This window comes from Polynucleobacter sp. P1-05-14 (assembly GCF_018881675.1).
Classification (GTDB): domain Bacteria; phylum Pseudomonadota; class Gammaproteobacteria; order Burkholderiales; family Burkholderiaceae; genus Polynucleobacter.
The window spans coordinates 1-20421 of the sequence record NZ_JACVPV010000007.1 but is presented as its reverse complement, the minus strand read 5'-3'; the positions used below and the strand labels follow the sequence as shown (position 1 = coordinate 20421).

The 20421-nt window shown below is 44.4% G+C and carries 26 protein-coding genes; 7 read left to right on the top strand and 19 right to left on the bottom strand.

Going from position 1 to position 20421, the window contains the following annotated elements; translation table 11 throughout:
- Position 1 precedes the first annotated feature (1 nt).
- Entirely contained in the window at positions 2 to 1330 is a 1329-nt protein-coding gene (locus ICN37_RS04875; protein WP_216155280.1) for a dicarboxylate/amino acid:cation symporter, read from the bottom strand.
- Between the two features lie 100 nt (positions 1331 to 1430).
- On the opposite strand from ICN37_RS04875, the gene ICN37_RS04870 reads away from it, so the two are divergent.
- A complete protein-coding gene (locus ICN37_RS04870; RefSeq protein ID WP_216155278.1) occupies positions 1431 to 2168 on the top strand; it encodes a pseudouridine synthase in 738 nt (245 codons plus the stop codon).
- A gap of 57 nt (positions 2169 to 2225) precedes the next feature.
- On the top strand, positions 2226 to 3854 hold the full coding sequence (locus tag ICN37_RS04865) for a peptide chain release factor 3 (protein WP_216155558.1): 1629 nt from the start codon (positions 2226 to 2228) through the stop codon (positions 3852 to 3854).
- 22 nt (positions 3855 to 3876) lie between these two features.
- Here the strand turns inward: ICN37_RS04865 and ICN37_RS04860 are convergent, their stop codons facing one another.
- Entirely contained in the window at positions 3877 to 4122 is a 246-nt protein-coding gene (locus ICN37_RS04860; protein ID WP_215321175.1) for a hypothetical protein, read from the bottom strand.
- 22 nt (positions 4123 to 4144) lie between these two features.
- Positions 4145 to 4345 (bottom strand): DUF2798 domain-containing protein, encoded by a 201-nt coding sequence (locus ICN37_RS04855; protein ID WP_255538473.1) that lies wholly within the window; start codon positions 4343 to 4345, stop codon positions 4145 to 4147.
- Positions 4346 to 4509: 164 nt separating this feature from the next.
- On the opposite strand from ICN37_RS04855, the gene ICN37_RS04850 reads away from it, so the two are divergent.
- A complete protein-coding gene (locus tag ICN37_RS04850) occupies positions 4510 to 4692 on the top strand; it encodes a hypothetical protein (RefSeq protein ID WP_072582586.1) in 183 nt (60 codons plus the stop codon).
- Positions 4693 to 4744: 52 nt separating this feature from the next.
- Here the strand turns inward: ICN37_RS04850 and ICN37_RS04845 are convergent, their stop codons facing one another.
- Positions 4745 to 5617, bottom strand: coding sequence for a DMT family transporter (locus ICN37_RS04845; protein ID WP_251368477.1), 873 nt, complete (start codon positions 5615 to 5617; stop codon positions 4745 to 4747).
- Between the two features lie 77 nt (positions 5618 to 5694).
- On the opposite strand from ICN37_RS04845, the gene ICN37_RS04840 reads away from it, so the two are divergent.
- Genes ICN37_RS04840 through ICN37_RS04825 form a run of 4 tightly spaced genes read left to right on the top strand, consistent with a single transcriptional unit; the run spans position 5695 to position 8059 of the window.
- The gene (locus tag ICN37_RS04840; RefSeq protein WP_251368478.1) at positions 5695 to 6198 is read left to right on the top strand and encodes an MOSC domain-containing protein; all 504 of its coding nucleotides are present in this window, start codon (positions 5695 to 5697) and stop codon (positions 6196 to 6198) included.
- 1 nt (position 6199) lies between these two features.
- Entirely contained in the window at positions 6200 to 6595 is a 396-nt protein-coding gene (locus tag ICN37_RS04835; protein ID WP_215321177.1) for a GNAT family N-acetyltransferase, read from the top strand.
- Positions 6596 to 6616: 21 nt separating this feature from the next.
- Entirely contained in the window at positions 6617 to 7261 is a 645-nt protein-coding gene (locus ICN37_RS04830; protein WP_215321178.1) for a histidine phosphatase family protein, read from the top strand.
- Between the two features lie 27 nt (positions 7262 to 7288).
- Entirely contained in the window at positions 7289 to 8059 is a 771-nt protein-coding gene (locus ICN37_RS04825; RefSeq protein WP_215321179.1) for a MipA/OmpV family protein, read from the top strand.
- 34 nt (positions 8060 to 8093) lie between these two features.
- Here ICN37_RS04825 and ICN37_RS04820 read toward each other — a convergent pair whose 3' ends face one another.
- From ICN37_RS04820 to ICN37_RS04750, 15 genes are all read right to left on the bottom strand, one after another.
- The gene (locus ICN37_RS04820; protein ID WP_216155273.1) at positions 8094 to 8828 is read right to left on the bottom strand and encodes a sulfite exporter TauE/SafE family protein; all 735 of its coding nucleotides are present in this window, start codon (positions 8826 to 8828) and stop codon (positions 8094 to 8096) included.
- Positions 8829 to 9060: 232 nt separating this feature from the next.
- Positions 9061 to 10164: a patatin-like phospholipase family protein gene (locus ICN37_RS04815; RefSeq protein ID WP_216155271.1), complete on the bottom strand. Its 1104-nt coding sequence runs from the start codon at positions 10162 to 10164 to the stop codon at positions 9061 to 9063.
- 55 nt (positions 10165 to 10219) lie between these two features.
- Positions 10220 to 10618 carry an MAPEG family protein gene (locus tag ICN37_RS04810; RefSeq protein ID WP_215321181.1) on the bottom strand — a complete coding sequence of 133 codons (399 nt, stop codon included), beginning with the start codon at positions 10616 to 10618 and terminating at the stop codon, positions 10220 to 10222.
- 10 nt (positions 10619 to 10628) lie between these two features.
- Positions 10629 to 11312: a haloacid dehalogenase type II gene (locus ICN37_RS04805; protein WP_216155269.1), complete on the bottom strand. Its 684-nt coding sequence runs from the start codon at positions 11310 to 11312 to the stop codon at positions 10629 to 10631.
- Positions 11313 to 11349: 37 nt separating this feature from the next.
- Positions 11350 to 12033: a DUF2461 domain-containing protein gene (locus ICN37_RS04800; protein ID WP_216155267.1), complete on the bottom strand. Its 684-nt coding sequence runs from the start codon at positions 12031 to 12033 to the stop codon at positions 11350 to 11352.
- A gap of 26 nt (positions 12034 to 12059) precedes the next feature.
- Positions 12060 to 12491, bottom strand: coding sequence for a DUF3106 domain-containing protein (locus tag ICN37_RS04795; protein ID WP_216155265.1), 432 nt, complete (start codon positions 12489 to 12491; stop codon positions 12060 to 12062).
- 65 nt (positions 12492 to 12556) lie between these two features.
- Positions 12557 to 13513 carry a sodium-dependent bicarbonate transport family permease gene (locus ICN37_RS04790; protein WP_216155555.1) on the bottom strand — a complete coding sequence of 319 codons (957 nt, stop codon included), beginning with the start codon at positions 13511 to 13513 and terminating at the stop codon, positions 12557 to 12559.
- 56 nt (positions 13514 to 13569) lie between these two features.
- A complete protein-coding gene (locus tag ICN37_RS04785) occupies positions 13570 to 14466 on the bottom strand; it encodes a cation diffusion facilitator family transporter (RefSeq protein WP_216155263.1) in 897 nt (298 codons plus the stop codon).
- 69 nt (positions 14467 to 14535) lie between these two features.
- Positions 14536 to 15297, bottom strand: a complete 762-nt coding sequence (locus ICN37_RS04780) for a YoaK family protein (RefSeq protein ID WP_216155261.1) — start codon at positions 15295 to 15297, stop codon at positions 14536 to 14538.
- Positions 15298 to 15373: 76 nt separating this feature from the next.
- Positions 15374 to 16387 carry a cytochrome d ubiquinol oxidase subunit II gene (gene cydB / locus ICN37_RS04775; RefSeq protein ID WP_216155259.1) on the bottom strand — a complete coding sequence of 338 codons (1014 nt, stop codon included), beginning with the start codon at positions 16385 to 16387 and terminating at the stop codon, positions 15374 to 15376.
- Between the two features lie 2 nt (positions 16388 to 16389).
- On the bottom strand, positions 16390 to 17697 hold the full coding sequence (locus tag ICN37_RS04770) for a cytochrome ubiquinol oxidase subunit I (RefSeq protein ID WP_370623816.1): 1308 nt from the start codon (positions 17695 to 17697) through the stop codon (positions 16390 to 16392).
- A 600-nt stretch (positions 17698 to 18297) separates the two neighbouring features.
- A complete protein-coding gene (locus ICN37_RS04765; protein WP_216155255.1) occupies positions 18298 to 18819 on the bottom strand; it encodes a hypothetical protein in 522 nt (173 codons plus the stop codon).
- Positions 18820 to 18834: 15 nt separating this feature from the next.
- Positions 18835 to 19326 carry a peptidoglycan-associated lipoprotein Pal gene (gene pal / locus ICN37_RS04760; RefSeq protein WP_215321191.1) on the bottom strand — a complete coding sequence of 164 codons (492 nt, stop codon included), beginning with the start codon at positions 19324 to 19326 and terminating at the stop codon, positions 18835 to 18837.
- Positions 19327 to 19410: 84 nt separating this feature from the next.
- Positions 19411 to 19764 carry a hypothetical protein gene (locus ICN37_RS04755; RefSeq protein ID WP_216155254.1) on the bottom strand — a complete coding sequence of 118 codons (354 nt, stop codon included), beginning with the start codon at positions 19762 to 19764 and terminating at the stop codon, positions 19411 to 19413.
- 75 nt (positions 19765 to 19839) lie between these two features.
- Positions 19840 to 20265 carry a BLUF domain-containing protein gene (locus tag ICN37_RS04750; protein WP_215321193.1) on the bottom strand — a complete coding sequence of 142 codons (426 nt, stop codon included), beginning with the start codon at positions 20263 to 20265 and terminating at the stop codon, positions 19840 to 19842.
- Positions 20266 to 20421: the final 156 nt, after the last annotated feature.

The window sequence follows — 20421 nt, the reverse complement described above, 5'->3', positions numbered from 1 at the left end:
CTCAGCGCATTTTGTCCTGCTTTTGATCTAAGATTAGTTCCGGCTCTTGTGCCTCAATCCAATTGTCGCGATTTAGCACACTAGTTAATTGCTTTTGGTCTAGCTCGCCAGTCCATTTGGCAACCACAATCGTAGCCACGCCATTACCCACCAAATTGGTAAGTGCTCGCGCTTCAGACATAAAGCGGTCGATACCCAAGATGATTGCCAAACCAGCAACCGGAACATCTCCGACAGCAGAAAGAGTAGCCGCCAAAACGATAAAGCCACTACCAGTAACGCCTGCTGCACCCTTAGATGTGAGCAACAGCACTAGCAAGAGTGTGACCTCCTGCATGAGTGTCATCGGCGTATTGGTTGCTTGCGCAATAAATACTGCGGCCATTGTTAGATAAATAGAAGTACCGTCTAAGTTGAATGAATAACCCGCTGGAATAACGAGGCCAACACAAGTTTTCTTGGCGCCCAACAGCTCCATTTTTTCCATCATGCGTGGCAAGACGGATTCGGATGATGAAGTACCTAAAACAATTAACAACTCTTCTTTAATGTAGCGCACGAATTTAAAAATATTGAACCCATTAATTCGCGCGATGATTCCTAAGACAATGAACACAAAGAGCAGGCAGGTTAAATAAAACGCGCCCATGAGTTTGCCCAAAGAGAACAAGGAGACTATGCCGTATTTGCCAATAGTGAATGACATTGCGCCGAATGCGCCAATAGGCGCGAACTTCATAATCACACCAATCATGTCAAAAAGAACATGGGATGTTTTTTCAATTAAGTCGAACACCATAGTTCCACGACCACCGAACTTATGCAATGCAAATCCAAACAAGATTGCAATGAAAAGGACCTGCAAAATTTCACCCTTAGCAAATGCATCAACCGCACTGCTCGGGATAATATTCATTAAGAAATCTGTAGTAGTACCTATTTTTCCGGGCCCGGTATACGAAGCAATTCCTTTGGTGTCTAAGCTTGCTGGATCGATGTTCATGCCAGAACCAGGCTGAAGCACATTCACTACAACCAGGCCGACCATCAAAGCAATCGTGCTCACAATCTCAAAGTACAACAGTGCGAGTCCACCAGTTTTGCCCACCTTCTTCATGTCTTCCATGCCGGCAATACCTAGAACCACCGTACAGAAAATAATGGGGGCAATTAACATCTTGATGCCTTTAATGAAGGCATCCCCAAATGGTTTCATTTCTGTACCCAAGCTTGGGTAAAAATGACCCAGCAAAACACCAATTACAACGGCTGTAAGTACTTGAAAATAAAGGATTTTATAGATTGGTGGTTTTTTTAATGCAATAGTCATTTGGTCATCCTTTATTAAATTATGAGCAGGCTTTTTTATTTCGTCTGCCCCCATCTTAACTCCAGGCCAGTATTTAACCCTAATATCGGATAATGCAAGCATGGAAGAAAAAGTACGCGTCTCAAAATTACTCTCTGAGCTTGGCCTTTGCTCCCGTCGTGAAGCGGATTCATATATTGAGCAAGGCTTAGTCACAGTAGATGGCGAAGTGGTGAATGAATTAGGTGTTCGCGCCTACCGTGATCAAAAAATTGAGTTGCAATCTGGCGCCAAAGCACAGCAAGCCTCTCGCATTACCGTCATTCTGAATAAACCCGTTGGCTACATTTCTCACTATGACGACGAACAAGAATATCAACCGGCGGCCTCTTTGATTACCCCTGAAAATTACTTTGCCAGCCCGCTTGATAAAGGTAGAAGCCCTCGCTTTAATACCAAAGGGCTAGCGCCAGCAGGCAGGCTAGATATTGACTCTACAGGCATGCTAGTTCTGACTCAAGATGGTCGTATCGCCAAATTATTGATTGGTGAAAACAGCCCCATCGAAAAAGAATATTTAGTGCGCGTAGAGGGGGCTCTCTCTTTTGAAGATTTAGATCGCTTAAAACATGGTCTCTCTCTTGATGGAGTAGAACTCAAACCTGCACAGGTTAGCTGGCAGAACGAAGATCAGCTTCGCTTTATATTGCGTGAAGGGCGTAAGCGCCAAATTCGTCGGATGTGTGAGATGGTGGGCCTCAAAGTGATAGGCCTCAAACGCGTCAGAATGGGTCGCATCTCATTGGGACCGCTTCCTCCCGGGCAATGGCGCTATGTAGGGGCCCATGAGCAGTTCTGAAGCACCTTGGCACGCTTATAATTGCCTCCGAACCTAGATACTCAACGCAGAATTACCATCGAAACTCTTACCTCCAGCACTCCAGGCGCAGAAGTACTTAGACGTCGAAGCTTTGCAATCATCTCTCACCCAGATGCAGGTAAAACTACGCTTACAGAAAAGTTACTGCTGTATGCGGGAGCTATTCAAATTGCGGGTAGTGTTAAAGCGCGTAAAGCCAGCCGTCATGCAACATCTGACTGGATGGAAATTGAAAAGCAGCGCGGCATCTCTGTAGCAAGCTCGGTGATGCAAATGGAATACCGTGATTGCATCATTAACTTATTAGATACACCAGGTCACCAAGATTTCTCGGAGGATACCTATCGTGTGTTGACTGCGGTTGACTCCGCTCTCATGGTGATTGATGCTGCTAATGGTGTTGAATCTCAAACATTGCGCTTGCTTGAAGTTTGCCGTGCGCGTAATACGCCTATCGTGACATTCATTAATAAGATGGACCGCGAAGTTAAGCCTCCAATGGAATTAATGGATGAGATTGAAACTGCGCTTGGCATAGAAGTAGTGCCCTTCACTTGGCCAGTTGGCATGGGTAAATCCTTTGCTGGAGTGATTGATATCGCCCATGCTCGTATGCGCATGTTCAAAGCAGGTGAAGATCGCGTGACCGAAGACTCACATGCAGTAGTTGCTATAAATGATCCAGCCCTTAAAGAGCGTCTGGGCACAGACTTAGAAAATGCCCTGGCTGAAGTGGATCTGATCAAAGAAGCAATGCCAGCCTTTGATCTCGAAGCCTTTCTAGCTGGCCGCCAGTCACCGGTCTTCTTTGGTTCAGCCATCAACAATTTTGGTGTGCGCGAAATTCTCAATACATTGGTTGAGCTTGCACCATCGCCAGGCTCACGTAAAGCCTTGCAACGTGAGGTCAGCCCTGCCGAGAACAAGTTCTCAGCGGTTGTATTCAAGATTCAGGCCAACATGGATCCCGCACATCGTGACCGTGTAGCTTTTTTACGCATCTGTTCTGGCCATTTTCAGCGCGGTATGAAACTCAAGATTTGTCGCAACGGTAAAGAAGTTCGAACGAATAATGCGCTCTCTTTCTTATCGCAAAGACGCGATATTTTGGATGAGGCCTTTCCAGGCGACATCATTGGCTTGCCAAATCATGGCTTGCTGCGCTTGGGTGACACCTTAACCGAAGGTGAGCAATTGCAATTTACGGGGCTCCCATTCTTTGCACCAGAAATTTTCCGCATGGTTGAATCTGCCGACCCTTTGCGCTCTAAGCAACTGCGTACTGGACTGATGCAATTGGGTGAAGAGGGCGCTATTCAGGTCTTTAGGCCAATGGCTGGGGGCACCATGCTTCTTGGCGCCTTTGGTCAACTTCAATTTGAGGTGGTAAGCCATCGCCTCCAAACTGAATACGGTGCAGAAGTGCGTCTTCTACCTGCCCGCTATAGCCTGGCTCGCTGGGTTAGCTCAGACGATCCTGTTGCCCTGAAAAAATTTACCCAAGAAAATATCCACCGTATGGCAGAAGACGTGGTGGGCGCATCCGTTTTCTTGGCATCACATAAATCAGAACTGGATGTTGCCCAACAACGTTGGGAGTCTATTCAATTCCATGCCCTCAGAGAGCATGCTGGCTTAATTTATCAATCCGATTTGGCAGGCTAATTCGTCCAGCGGTTGTACTAAATTAGCGTGTTGTTTTGCAATCAAAAACGACAACTAACTGCGTATCACTACTTCTAAACGAGGCAATCTTGCCGTACTGAGCACAATAGGCGCCGGCCTTCTGAGTTAATTGCTCAATTGATTCACCACTACTATTTAGAAAAGTAACGTGATTAGAATCTGATGCATCGGTATATACCGCAGCGCAAGCGCTCAAAATAGATGCGCAACATATAGTCAAAATAGAAGACTTCATCAATACATTCATTTAATCATTCCTCATCTGTAAGCTAGAGCTTATTGAGCTCCAGCACCTTCATAATCTTTGCACTGATTTTGCTAGCAAATGGCCTGTAAATCAGAATACAAACAATGGCTACTGGGTAAGCTACTGACCAAACTTCAAACCATACCCAGAAGAAATTTTCTGCAAGGCCAATACGAACAAATGTAGTAGCAAGCGTAATGCTTGAGGACATTAAGAATCCCATAACCAGGGCAAAAATGAGATTTGGTAGGCTGATCATGGCTACATCATAGCTTCTAGACTTGTTAACTGTTATTCTGGACTGTGATCACTATTGTGCGCCCTAGACAGGGGAATCTCTTGCGAAAGTCATTGAGATTCATCATTCCATTACCCTAGGAAAACTCCATGGCTGTAGGCCAAAATCAAAGAACCAGAAAAAATGACTCTATGCTCACCAAAACGGGAAAAGCGCGCTTAGGCCCCCTGAATACCGCTCAACTTACTAAGTTACTAGAATCGAGCACCAAACCCAAAGAGAAAAGCAAAATCTTGCGCGCACTCAGCAAACACAAAGTTGTTGCCGCATAATTAAATAGCCCCGTTTAATCGGGGCTTTTTAATTTCATGGTTACAAATAAAACTACGCTCTTTTTACCAACATTCTTTTCCCAAGGATGACAGTAGACACAACCAATATAGCAAAGATTAAATTCATCGCCGTGAGTGAATCGCCCAACAAAATACTTGCTGCTACTAAAGTGCAAAACGGCTGAATTAGCTGCACTTGACTGACGCGTGCAATGCCACCAATCGCAAGTCCCTCATACCAAAAAAAGAAGCCAAGAAACATGGGGAATAAACTTAGATAGACAAAGCTAGTCCATGCCACGGCATCCGCATGAATATATTCTGGGCTATAAGTGAACCAAGTCATCACAATATTCAGCGGCAAGGAAATGACCAAGGCCCAAGAAATGACCGCGCGTGGATTCATTTTTCTGGAGAGTTCGCCGCCCTCTACATAACCAATGCAAGCGCTAATCCCGCCAAGCACTAAAAGGCCATCAATATACGTAAAGCTGCCGGAACTCTTTAATAGAGCGTACAGAATGACTAAACCGGCGCCCAATAAAGATACCAGCCAGAACCCTAAGGAGGGACGCTCTTTAAAGCGCAGCACGCCAATAACGGTGGTAGCAAGCGGCATCATCCCCAAAATCACTGCCCCGTGTGAAGACGAACCTTGAGTCATTGCAACAGTGGTAAATATAGGAAAACCAAACACGACACCCAGGGCTATGACCACAAATTTCACGAAATCCACCCTAGTGGGTGTGCTCTCTTTTTTATAAGCAAGATAGGCGAGTGCAACTAGTCCTGCCAGGGTTGCTCTTCCGAAAGCAATGAAATACGGGTTAAAACTTAAAACAGCAATCTTACTTACTGGTAGCGTTAAGCTAAAAATTAGAATGCCAATAAAGCCAATTAGCATTCCCTTGCTTTCTTTATTCACCGTTGCCCTTTTTCTTGTGTTGTATTTATTGTATTAACAATCATCAAAGCATGAGTTGTAATATGTAAACACTCCATATGAAATTCAATGCCTATATTCAAGCCATCTATCTAGCAGCGTCTGCTAGCAAGCAGATGCTATCTGTCAGCACTGCCAAAGCCATAGTTGGCATTGGCCTTGAAGGTGACCGTTATGCGCTAGGTACGGGCGCCTATTCAGCCATCGAGCCAACTAAAGTGCGTCACATCAGCATCATCGCCCTATCTGCCATCGATACAGCAAATGATTGGTTAACAGCTGGGGATGAACCGACTTTTGATGGCTCTGAAACACGCCGTAATATTGCGCTTGCAGGCATTACGGCATCTGAACTCAATGCGCTCGTGGGCCAACGATTTCAGCTAGGTGACATTCAGCTACTTGGCACAGAACTATGCACCCCCTGTGAAAGACCGGCGCAATTACTCGGCAAGCCTAGTTTCATGGAGGCATTCGAGGGGCGTGGCGGCATTCGAGCTGAGGTTTTAAACTCCGGAGTCCTGGCTGCGGGTGATAAGCTCTTCATAAGAGATGAGGAGTGACATGATTCAATATCGCGACAACGCCACAATTAGCGCTGAGCAAGCAATCGATCTATACAAGCGCTCCACTCTTGGAGAGCGGCGCCCTATTCACAACGTTCAAACATTTACGGACATGCTCAATAACGCTAATCTCACTATTACCGCTTGGGATGGCGAAACTTTGATGGGCATTTCTCGCTCGCTAACTGACTTCTCCTATGTAGCCTATCTTGCGGACTTAGCCGTTGATGAAAAATATCAACGCTCTGGGATTGGCAAGCAACTGATTGAGGAAACCAAAGCGCGCCTTGGTCCTGAATGCATGATCGTACTTTTAGCAGCGCCTAAGGCAAATGAATATTACGGACATATTGGCTTTGAACACAATCCGCGCGCCTGGACTCTCAAAAAGTAATTCGGTCTTTATCATTGCCATATGACTATTACTCGATTTTGCTTAGTTCGCCACGGTGAAACTGACTGGAATGCCGCACGACGCCTTCAAGGCCACACTGATATTGACCTCAATGCCAGAGGCTTAGCTCAAGCAGGGCAAATGGCGCGTGCCCTCAAAAATATGAAGCTTCAATTTGACGTTCTATATACCAGCGATCTTCAGCGAGCAGCAAAGACTGCACAAGCGATTGAAGATGTATTCGAAACCTCTGCGATACCCAATGCTGGGTTAAGAGAGCGTCATCTTGGTGCTCTACAGGGACTCACTACCGATGAAGCCCCGATACGTGAGCCAGAACTTTGGAAATCTCATCTCAGCAGAAATATTGAAGAGAGCTTACACAATGGAGAAAGCATTCAACAATTTGCAGATCGAATTAAAGCTGCGCTTGTGGAAATCTGCGAAGAACATTCAGGCAAAACTATTTTATTGGTAAGCCATGGAGGCGCATTGGATATGATGTACAGAATTGCGAGCAATCAAGCCTTGGATGCAGAAAAGGCCGTTACCGTACCTAACGCCTCTCTCAATTGGATCAGTCATGATGGACTTGCCTGGAAGGTGAATAGCTGGGCAGATATAAGCCACCTTCAGGATTTGGCTCTAGATAATCTAGATCTCTAATGGCCCGTAAGGGCTTATGATGCATACATGAAATCGATTTTTCGCATAACGGCTCTTTTAATTGCCACTGCAATCCATATTCCCGCCTACGCGTTGGATGATATTCCGGACGCGCTTCCGGATCGCATCGTTGGCGATATCGGTGCGGCCGTTTACACCTCTAATTTACATATTGGCACCGAAGGGACTCAATCCTTAGCTCTGCCCTATGCCTTTTTTGACTATCAGCGTTTTTTCGCTCGCATTGATGAGGTGGGGATTAAGACTTTCAAGATGGGTTACGGCTACTTTGAAGTCATCGGAAAAATTAATTTAGACACCTACAAAGTAAAGTCGTCAATCAATGGCAACTCTATCAACCGAAGCGACCCAATACCCCTTGGCCTGGGAACCTTTCAAGAGACGCCGATCGGGGGATTTTTTGTTAATGCTTATCATGACTTTGGTAAATCAAAAGGGGCGCTCTATGAATTTTTATACTTCGCCGAAATTGAAACCTATAAAAAAGTAATCCTCTATCCGCAAATTGGTATAGAACGACAGTCAAGTCAATATGCTAACTACTACTATGGCATCAGCCCTGGAGAGTCGACAGCTACTGGTTATGGAGCTTATAGCGCACCAGCGACGAACAATCTTTTAGCAGGACTCATGGTAGAGATTCCGGTAGTGGATAACTGGTATATCAATGTATATGGCAGACGTAAATGGATGGGTGGCGGAATTAATAATAGCCCAGTCATGAATCGCTCATTCCAAGACAATGTCTTTATGGCACTTGCGTATCGCTTTAAGTAAGAAGATAGAAGCTGGCTTACTCTAGATGGCGACTTTAGAAAGACATGGCCAAGATCGACAAGCCTGAAATTAACATCACCAGCTCCATCAGCAGCAAAAATTTCTTTTCCGGTAACGCCAGAACAATTTTCTTAGAAAAAATCGAGCCCACCAAAACACAGCCTCCAATAAGAAGCCCCTGAATGATTGCGGTTACATTGAGAAAGCCTAGCTGATGAAATGTAATTCCCTTGGTAAACAGAATAGATAGGGTGCTTGCCGCCTCTGTTCCCAAGAAGGCGCCCTTCGTGAGGCCGTAGGCTAAAAAGAAGGGGGTGTTGATAGCGCCAGTAGTCGCAACAATCCCAGTCAAATAGCCAATAACAGCCCCAACCAGGGCCATCTGCCAAAGTTTTAGATAAAAATTTTGGTTGCGCATCCAGCGACGAATCGGAATTAACGCGATTAAAAATATTCCTAAAGTTATTTCAATTAATCGCTCATTAAGTTGTACGAGCGTATTCACGCCCAATATCGTGAATGGTATTGCAGCTAGACTATATACAAAACATACACGCCATTGAATTACGTTCCACCACAAAAAAATGCGAGAAAGATTGGCTACGGTAGCAACCAAAGCTATGACGGGAATTGCCTGAATGGGCCCATAAAAATAGACCAAAGCGGGCATCAATATGATGGTGGTACCAAAACCAATGACGCCGCCTAAAACCCCAGCGCCCAGGCCCAGCGAACCGAGGACTAAGGCCTGAAGAATCAGGTCAGACAAAGTCGCCCATCTGGGTTAAATTTTGCATTGGCATATTAACGTCCTTGACAAGCCAAAGGCATTTCCCACAAAGGCTTGCCTTGGCTGAAATCACAATTCACCCCTTCTGGAGAAGTGGTGCTGGCAAGACAACCGCTCAAGACCAGAGATAATAAAGCTATCGTCAAAGCTAGGAATATTTTGTTCATTTGCGATACCTCACTGGAAATACAGTTTTATAAATAGTTTTGTATTAGGCCCAAAATGCTTTCATCATTGCAATATCAGCAATGCCCCTATCGTTTCCATACTTCAAATAAGGTGCAATCCATTTTGGATCAAGAAGATTCTCTACCTTAGATAAACCAGGCGGAAGACCAACAACAATGTGCTTGGTCTTTGTGCCACCGCCCTCCAAATCCTTCACCTCTTGATTAATCGTATTGGGCAGAGAAGATAAACGCAATCCCTGCTTTTGCTCATTGATCGTTCCATCGCCCAAAGAAATCACAATGGCTCGTTTAACGCCGGCAATAACATCGCTATGCGTGCTACTTTGGCTCATGCCGCCATCCATACATAACCTATCTTTTATGAATGTAGGGCCAACCTGGCCTGGTGCTGAAGAGCTTGCGGCACAAGCAACGTTAATAGGAACATTATCGGCTTTTGACACAACAATACGCTGTCCCGTAAAGCAATCAATAGCCGTAGTAAACATTCCATCTGAAGGCCAAGCAGACGCCGTTAGCAGCTTCCTCATTACCTTGTAGTGATTGGCTACACCATCAGGATTGAACGAAGCCATCGCAGCTTTGCCGATGCGCTGAATGGATGCAAGAGATCCATCGTGCACAGTCAACTCGGCACGCTGCGCCCTTAATTGAGAAGCATTAAATTTTAATGCGGGCATCATTTCTGCAAGCAATTTTGGGAAATCCGCAAAAAGATCCATCTCACCCATAAGGCGCCACAAGTGCCCAGATGTCAGCATTGCACCAAATATTGAACCTGCAGAAGTTCCGACCACAACATCTGCAACACTTAAATCTACGCCGGCCTTCTTAAGTGCATTACAGTACCCGGCATACCAAGCAATCAATGGAGTTCCACCTCCACCTAATGCCAAACCCCGCTCCTTATCTTGCGCAAATGGATTCTTAAATGGAGCCGAATGAACTAAACCATCATTCCAACTCGCCGTAGATTCAACATCTTTTTTAGCTACCAAGGCCTCAACTTCGGCGATGGTTTTTAGTGGCAAATTTTGGGCCTGGGCTAGAGCTTGTGTACTGGCAACTGCCGCGATGCCAACAGCGGAAGTTTTTAAAAAATTACGGCGTGATGATGTAGTCATATAGCTTCCATAAGTAATGCTCGATTTATAGCAGACCCTAACGGCAAAGGATCGTTTACACAGCGATCCTGTAGAGAGACCATCCCAAGTTCAATGCAACCAATGCAATAAGCGTGAAAAAAGTGAATTTCATTCCAAGCACACGCTTGCTGAAATCTGGCGGCGGAGTATTCATGCCTTTTGCATGAATCAAGCGCCCAATAATGAGTGAGACACCTGGAATAGCCATCAACCACCAAGGGGCGCCATTTAACTCAAGACAAGCTATTAAGATAACTCCCAAAGGAATGTATTCGGCAAAGTTTGCTTGGGTACGAATAGCCCTCTCGAGATCTTCGTGACCACCACTTCCTAGGCCAACCTTATTTTTTCTTCTTAAACCAATGACCGCAAAAGAGAGCTTGATAAAAATAATTGTTAGGATGGCGGCAATGATGGATGTAATTAAAAGCATTCATATCTCCTTAGATAACTTCTAATACCTTACTTAAAGAATTACCTTCATAGTTTGGTTTTTCACCAATCTCTTCAAAAGGGTGGCCAAGACGATTGACCCAAAATACATCAAAACCATACCACTTTGCAGCTAGAGCATCCCAAGCATTGCTCGATACAAAGAGAATTTCTTCTTTCTTCACAGGAAATGCCTTTAATAGCAATTCATAGGCCTGTGGGGCCGTTTTAAATAAGCGCACATCCTCGATGGTGACAACTTTATCCAGGTAAGGCTTTAAGCTATTACTCTCGACTACGGTTGCCAACATTTCTCTGCTGCCGTTAGACAAAATCGCAGTAGAGATTCCTTTCTGTTTTATTGTTTTGAGGACATTAAGGCTATCTTCAAAGCCAGTGAGCTTGGCATACTGGTCCATCAACCGCCCCTCATAATCAGGGGTGAGATTTAGGTTCATGCGCTTACAGACATATCGCAATGAGCGAATGGTTAGCTCCCAAAATGGGAGATAGTGCGAACTGCCATTGGGATTGGGATCACTCATCGTCACCAGGCGAGTGTATTCAATTTGGCGATCGCGCCACATTAAAGCAAAGGCCTGCCCATGACCCGGAAATAAGTCTTCTGCCAACTGCCCCATGGAATACACATCAAATAACGTGCCATAGGCATCAAAAGCGATTAGCTTATACATGTGTTTCTTGCTTTCTAGTATGAATTTCTATTGTCATTTAATCAGAAAATTTAGCCAACGCATGCCACCCAAAACTAAGCAGGGGAAGCATATCTTTAGCAAAACTAGTGACTTCTTTAATTAACTCTTTCGAGCAAATCGTTGATCTGGGCAACTGCTTTCTAATAATCCAACCCTTGAGCTTGATAGCTCCCTCAATCTCTTTAGGAACATCATTAAAGCCTCTCGGAATTCGGGCCAATGTGTTGGAATAATCCAGCTCATAGCCTTTTCTTTTTAGAGACTTCTCAAGAGATAGCCAGGCCTTAGGGTTATCTAAAATCCCCTGCCTGAGTTTTTTGAGATTCTGGGCCTCTGGTTGTAAATAACCCGCAGCACATCTACTTCCTAGGGGGTCTAAACGAAAATACAAAACGCCGGGAGAGTGCTTGTCGCCGGTTCTCGTAAAGAGCCCGCTGGCATGCATGTTGTAAGGATGCTTTGCTTTTGAAAACCGAGCATCTCGATTAATTCTAAAGAGAGATTTTTTAGGATCACCCCACAAGGGCACATCTTTTTTAGCGAGACTCTCAGACAGGGCGTCTGTAAAGTGCCTCATGGGTTCGCGCACAAATTCTTCATATTCTGAACGATGCTCAGAAAACCAAACCCTAGTTTGATTGTTGGTAAGCTCTTCAAGAAATTTGAAAGCTTTCGGACTAAATCCAATAAATTCACTCATTGCATTAAGGGGCGAGGATGGCAAGCCTAACTCGGTTTTTTAAACCGGTTCTGCTTTTCCTCAGGACTCATGTTGTCCCATTTAGCTCTTCGTGCTTTTATTTCTGCCTGCTCTTCTGGTGTTAGTCCATCAAAGAAATATTTTTTCTCAGCTTTCATTTTTTCTTTTTGTTCATGAGTAATGGATCGCCATTGTGCCTTCATTTTTTCCTGAACTAGCTTGCGATCTTCAGGGCTTAAGGCCTTCATTTGATCGCGCCTCTGATGCCAATACGCTTTGCGCTCTTCTGGTGTTGCCTTCAGCAATGCAGCATCTATTTGCTTCATCTGTTCAAAGCGCTGATCAAAGGTGAGATTGATATTGGCCAAAGGATTTGGTGGCTCGGGGATGGCAGCAGCAGCCAAGGAAATTACAGCAACACTAAATAGCGCTCCAACTACCCATTTTTTAGAAATCATCGCCTCATCTCCTGCTGGTTATGAACCATTCTAATCCCGGTCAGGACAGAGTCAACCAGCCACATCTAGTAAGTTAGACCCGCAATATAAGCGTAAAGTGGAATCCCCAAAATGATATTGAAGGGGAAGGTAATTCCCAACGACATTCCCATATATAAAGCGGGGTTTACTTCTGGAAGTGCGTGTCTTAATACAGCTGGCACAGCAATATAAGAAGCGCTCGCGGCAAGCACCATCAATAAAACAGTATCTCCCAATGGTAAGCCAAGTAGTTTGCAAAACCCCAATGCGATTGAGGCATGAACCAAAGGGGCGCCGATTGCATAAAGCAAAGTAATGGGTGGCTTACCCTTTAATCCCTCAAAGTTCTTAGCCGCCATCAAACCCATATCTAGCAGGAAGAAGGCCAGCATTCCCTTGAACAAATCGATTGAAAATGGGGCCATTATTCTTTGTCCGCTGTCGCCACTGACTAAGCCAACTATCATCGAACCCAAAAGCAGTAGTTGTGCGCCATCAGTAAATGACTCATGAAGAATCTTTGACATGCCTGTGGACTGCGTCGAATTAGTAGCTGATGATCTTGCTTTATTCGCCAACAAGATTGCCAGAATGATTGCCGGCGACTCCATCAAAGCCATAGCGGCCGCCATGTGTCCACCAAACGCAATCCCATATTGATCAAGTGCTTGTGTCGCAGTAATAAACGTAACGGCACTAACCGAACCATAAGTAGCTGCAATGGCGGCTGCATCATAGTTATTGAGTTTGGCTCTTAAAACCATATACCCCATGAGAGGAATGATGATTGCCAAAAATACTGCGAGCCCAAGCGCCAAACCTATCTCAAGAGTAAATCCTGATTTATGCAGAGCAAAGCCGCCCTTCAAACCCAACGCCATCAATAGATAGAGCGATAAAAACCTAGCAATGGGCTGAGGAATTTCTAAATTGGATTTAACGGCGCCAGCAAAAGTACCAAAGACAAAAAAGAGAATTGCTGGATCCAAAAAATTATTTATATCGATATCTTAGGTAATTTTAGAAGTTCTTGTATTGGCCCCACAGTGCCTGAGGGTTATACAGGATCGATATGCGTCATGACATTGAGCACCGGCAATTGTTTCTTGATTTCATTGCCCGCGTTTAAAGTAATGTCGTGCCCAACCTTGACGGTGGCATTGGCATCCACATCAATATGGACGTCTACCAAAATCATATCGCCCATCTTACGAGTACGCAGATCATGAAAGCCTCTAACGCCATCAGTAGATTTAATGATGTCCTCTATCTGACGATGCTCTTCCTCCGATACCGCCCTATCCATTAAGTCATGCAGGGCATCCCAACCAAACTTCCAACCCATTTTTGCCACCATTAAGCCAACCACTAAAGCACCAATAGCGTCAAAGATTGGGTGCCCAAATAGAGCGCCAACAATACCAATAGAAACGACTAATGAAGAAGCTGCGTCAGATCTGGCATGCCAAGCATTAGCTACCAACATTGAAGATCGCACATGCTGAGCTACTGCCAGCATGTATCTAAAAAGAAGCTCTTTTGCAACTAAGGAGGCCAATGCAACATACAAAGCTAGGGTTTGAATTTGTCCGGCCGCTACTGGATTGATAATCTTTTCCCCGGCTTTAAAAAGCATGCCCGCACCAACAGCCAATAAAGAGATTCCTAAAAATAGAGAGGCAGCAGTTTCATATCGTTGATGGCCATAGCGGTGATCTTCATCCGCATCTTTAGCGCTATGGTGATTGGCAAAGAGCACTACAAAGTCTGCAACTAAATCTGTCGCGGAGTGAATGCCATCTGCAATCAAACCCTGAGAGCCAGACGCAATACCTGCAAATACTTGAGAAACTGTCAGGCCGATGTTCACAACGACACTAACCAATGTGCTCTTCTTCCCGGCCTGTTGTTTGGCAGGCGTTTGTGATTCGTGATCTTCTATTTCTTTATCCATTACCTGATACTAGCAAAGAAGGGGGTGTTAGTGTCTCTTGGTCGCCCAGGACGGAGCCAAACCAGAAGTTCAGAATGATCGATCCTTCATTGCAACCCTAATATCTTGATAAATCTGTAAGCCGGCAATGAAGATAAGGGAAAGGGATAAGGGCACTACTGAAATATAGCCAACCCTTTTAAAGCTTACCGCACCAATAATTCCACCCACCAAAAACATTCCAAAAATAAATAGGTGGGTTTTGAGTTTCTCCCTGTTGGCCATGACATAACCACTCACATTGGCTTCTGGTGACTTATTCCAATAGATCAACTTACCCAACTCAATACCTATATCAGTAATGACTCCCGTCATATGTGTAGTTCTTATCTCTGCTCTAGAGGCTTTTGTAACTATGGCGTTTTGTAGGCCCATCACAAAACATAAAAGAAGAGCAATCGCCGGGACAGTTATAGGCAAGTAGATATTCAAGTTGGCCCCCACCAAACCAAACACTAGTAGCAGGATGGCCTCAACCAACAAGGGCAAAGCAAACTCACTATGAATTTTTCTTCTATGCCCCCAATTAATAAGAATAGCAGTGGTTGCCGCCCCAAACAGAAACGAGAGCAAAAGCGAGATGCCACCTAAAACAGAAATAAAATTATTGAGAGCCAGGTCATCGCCAATAGCAGAAATGATGCCACTCATATGAGAGGTATAACGAGCAATCGCTAGAAACCCACCCGCATTCACCGCACCCGCTACAAATGCCATATAGGCGCCCAGCTGAACATTAGTCTTATGAGAGCGCTGAGCGCTAGTTAAAAGCTGAATGAACTTAATTGGCATTGAAACTACATTCTAAGGCCCACACCGATTAATCAGTTGGTGAAGTACCCATTGAGGGGGCGCTCTAACTATTGCTTTAGTAATAACTCAGTGGCTCGGTTTTTCCCCAAAAGATTTTGTAGGAATAAATGGTATATCCAATGATGGTTGGCAGCACAACTATAGCCCCCCAGAATATGACCCATAATGACTCCGTAGCTGAAGCCGCCTCCCAAATCGTCATTTTGTCTACAACGATGTAAGGGAACATGCTGTAGGCGATTCCTAGAAATGCTAAGACAAAGATGGCTACGCTTAGAGCAAAAGGAATCCAAACAGGGGCAGGCTTATTCTTCTGCATTTTTAATAAGCTCAAATCGATAAAGATAAAACAAGCTAAGGTCAGAACTGGAAACGGCAATAAGAAAAAGACATTGGGGAAGGTAAACCATTTAGCCGCAATCTCCGAACTAAAGAACGGCGTCGCTACAGAAATGATTCCAACGCCTAGGGCCGTAAATAAGAGGCATTTCCTTGCCCAGCCAACAGCCTTTAGCTGTAACTCGCCAGAAGTCTTCATAATCAGCCAGCCAGCGCCCAATAGGGCATATCCAGCCGGCAGGCAAAGCGCCACGATAAAAGAAAATATCCAGCCCAAATATCCGGAGTCAAAACCAATCACCTCTCTACCAACCATGACCCCTTGAGATGCAGCAGCTAAAAAGCTGCCAAAAAAGAATAGAAAGTTCCAGACTGCCTTCTGACTCAAATGGGCTTTTGCACGAAAGTCAAAAGATACGCCTCGTAAAATTAAACCAGCCAACATGATGCCTACAGGCAAATAGAGCTCAGTCAAAATAATTCCATGCGCCATTGGAAAGGCAATCAAGAGAACTCCGACTCCGAGCACCAACCAAGTTTCATTAGCATCCCAAAAAGGACCGATTGATGAAATCATGATGTCTTTTTCTGACTCACTTGCCTGATTCAATAAGATGCCAACGCCTAAGTCATATCCATCTAAGACAACGTAAGCAATCATTGCAATGCCCATTGCCGCCAAAAAGAACAGGGGCAACCAACCAGATGGTTCGTATAAATTAGGAATCATTCTTATGCTCCTGCAATGTTGTTAGTGAGGCCTGATTTTTGCTCATCAATAATATGTGCAGGATTAGCTTGTCTTGCCAAGTAAAAAACAACCCAAATATAAGAAACAATAAGTTCTAAATACAGCGCAAGGTACATCACGAGCGTACCCAAAACCATATTGGTAGGCACTTTAGTCACTGCATCAGCAGTTTTTAGTACTCCACTAACCAGGTAAGGTTGTCTACCTATCTCGGTCACATACCAGCCCGCAACTACGCCAACCCAACCAGAAAATGTCATCGCACTAAGCCCCTTTAAGAGCCAGGCTGGTAGTTCTTTATTTTTTCTTGTCAGATAGAACCCAACGAATGCAGTGAAGAGCATCAACATACCAATGCCGACCATAATGCGAAAGGCAAAGAAGATGGGGGCGACTGGCGGGGTTGCGCCGGGGAAGGCATCCAAGCCCTTCACCTCACCCGCAAATGAATGTGTCAAGTATAAAGATGCGAGCTTTGGAATAGCTATTTCGTATTTATTGGCTTTAATGCTCTCATCGGGTATTGCAAACAAAACGGCAGGGGCACCTTTAGTTGTTTCCCAAATTCCCTCCATTGCCGCTACCTTTGCAGGTTGATACTCCAACGTATTTAAGCCATGCGAGTCTCCAAGAACAATTTGCAGTGGAGCTAACACTGCCGCCATAGTCATCGCCAACTTGATCAGCGCTCGACTGCCAGAAAGATCAATGCCCTTCAAATATCGATAAGAGGAAATGCCTGCAATTAAAAACGTTACCGTCAAAAATGATGCTGTCATCATATGCAAGAGGCGATACGGCATGGAAGGATTAAAGACAATCTCAATCCAATTAGCTGCATGTGCTTGACCATTAATCATCTCAAACCCTTGCGGGGTTTGCATCCAAGAATCTAAAGCAATGATCCAAAATGCCGATAGTGATGTACCGAAGGCAACTAAAAATGTAGCGATAGTGTGAGCTCTTTGAGAGACTCTTTTGGAGCCAAACAACATAATTCCTAAAAAAGTTGCCTCGAGGAAGAATGCCGATAAAACTTCGTAGCCAAGCAAAGGTCCTGCGATATTGCCAACCGTTTGCATATATCCAGGCCAGTTGGTTCCAAACTGAAAACTCATCGTGATACCACTAACAACCCCCAGGGCAAAAGTTAGAGCGAATATCTTGACCCAGAATTGATAGGCTTGGCTCCATACTGAGTCGCCAGTTTTATTAAATTTAACTTTGAAATAAAAAAGCACCCATCCCAATGCAATCGATATTGTTGGGAAAAGAATGTGAAAAGTCATATTCGAAGCAAATTGAATTCTGCTCAAAATAAGCGTATCTACCATTTTGTTGCCTCTTATTTTTAATGTGCTTTTATTATGCTCTTTACCTTTCTAACTTGCTGATGCTGGTTTAATAGACTTACCTCAGCATCGCATGTCGCTTTAACGATATTGCCCAATATGAAAAAACCACCCGAAGGTGGTTTTAGTGTCTCCTACATCCTATAACAAGCGCAGCACAAAATTTAAGGCCTCAATCAACATCTGCTAGCAGGCCCCTGTATTGGCATATATCCTTGATTACCAGTACTTAAAAGGCTTTTCAGCATCTACATCACCGCCTAAAGCCCTCATGCTCGTATTGCAATGCGGACAGGTAAGGCCATCCCACTCAGACAGATGATTACTCGAGTGGCAACTAGTACAAACCGGTGCCCTACTAATTTCAGTATTAATACTTCCTGGATGAGCCACTGTATAAGCATCAATCGTTGAACAAGATTTACAAACCATCGCCACCCTAGAAGAGTGAAGACCAACCTCTCTGCCTATGCTACTAATGCATTCAAACTTACAAGAGCGGCACACAAATTTATATCTAGCCATACATGTATCTCGCTAATTCTTTTTAGATTGAAGCGCTAATTTCTTCATGCGGGCATCTTGAATAAGCAATTGCCTTTCTTGATTGGCCACTCCAATAGTGATCTTTCTGGCTATAAGATCTGCATAAACACCATCAATCTTTTTAAAAAAATCTTCGTAAACCGCTTTCTTTTCGGGGCTTAAGCCCTCCAAAGCAATGGGTCGACAGGAGTTTGCTTCAGCCAAATAATTTGTCAATGCCACAGCTTGCTGATCCGTTAATTTATCTGCGGAACTAAAGAGGGCCTTGGCGTGAGGATTGCTTCTTGTGACAGCGATGATTTGACTGTCCGCTAACAACGCATCAGCACTTTGATTGCTGTGAATGATGCAATCATTCAGTCGCTTAGTTACAGACCCCGAGTGATCTGGTGCTGGAGCCATCATTGGTGATTGTGCCTTAGCAACCTGTACTGGGTTATTGGGTATAACGCTTGTCGCACATCCCCCCAGGAAAATAACTCCTATCAAACTTAACTTAAATATGTTTTTCATTGAGTGGTCCATTAGTTATTGATAGACAAAATCAGCGCGGCGATTTTCTTTAAATGCCGCCTCTGTCTGAGCTGGGTTAGCTGGCTTTTCTTTTCCAAAGCTCACCGCCTCTAACTGAGATTCACTGACGCCCTGGGCAAGTAACGCCTTCTTAATGGCTTCTGATCGTTTTTGACCTAGGGCAAGGTTGTACTCGGTAGTTCCACGATCGTCGGTATTGCCCTGGATGATCACAAAAGCTTTTTGCTTTTGAAATGCCTTTAAGTAAGAAGCATGCGCGGAGATTGTTGATGCATATTTTGGGTCTACGGTATAGCTGTCAAACTCAAAATAGATTGAGCGCTTACCATAAACACTAGACTTCGGATCACTAATTGGATCGTAAGTAGAAGAGCCTCCAGCGTTAACAGTGGTGACGCCATTGGCATCATCTAACTTAACGCTACTGCAAGCGGAAACAAATAAAACCAATAATGCCAATGGCACTATTTTAACAAATTTAAACATGATGAGGTTTCCCCAAACATGGCTACACCTTAGTAGCCAAATAGCAAAGAGGCACGCCACTAAAGCATGCCCAACCTAAGAAAATTAGGCTATAGCTTTGGGTGGTTTAAACGCTGAGTCGGGAAAGTTTTGCGTCAACAAAACTTCATTTGTCATAGCAAATTGATGCATGGTAGTTGATGGAAGAAAAACAGCGATTCCAATCTCGCTAATATTTGCGGTTACATGGCTCATCAGATACATCGTATGAACCTGCTCTTTGTCATCGGTCGAATCAGAACTGTTATGTGCTTGCTGTGAAGCTGAGGCATTGTTATAGCTGCCAGCAAGCTCTGCCCGCTCAATTGCAGACTGGATAAAAATAGTTCCAGCTGCCGCCTTAAATGCAATCAAGAAGAGGCATATCAATTGAATGAGTGTTTTACTACGAAGCAACATGGACAAATTCTATACCTGATTACCAAATTTGTCGTTTTAAACAATGCCTACAAACTGGGCTGAGGATATTTAATCCTAATTTTGATCGCCCTTAGCTACTAAGCGCATGATTCTCAATAATTCAACATCATGGCTTGGAAGACCATCCAGCAGGCCAACTAGATGCGGAACATCCTTAGCAATTTGATCACCCCCATAAAACCTTAAGGCCCAATTGGGAAACAATCTTTGGTCAATCTCATCGAGCTCAATTCGATGCAGAACCTTATGACGATAGTCTTTTTGAATTTTTCCCCAAATGAACAAAACATCCTTTCGCTTACCCTCAAGAATCTGGGCGAAATGGCCATTCTCGTAGAAAAGAGCCCCCGTAAGCTCATGGTCTAAATTCCACTTTCGGGCAACATCAAACAGATGGACTAGGCTTGAAAGGCCCATGTCATGAGTTGCTTTGCTGATATAGCTCAGCTCAACCAATTGATTTGGATCGTCAACACTCACTTATTCTCCCGGCCTCTAAAAATAACTGGTGGATTCAACTACGAAGTGCAACTTTGAACAACTAGTTAAGGAGGCTAAGGATGTTTTAGTATCCAAAGCTTCTAGACCTGCAAGTCAAAGTAGCCATGACCTATCAACACCTTAGCCAAACTGAAC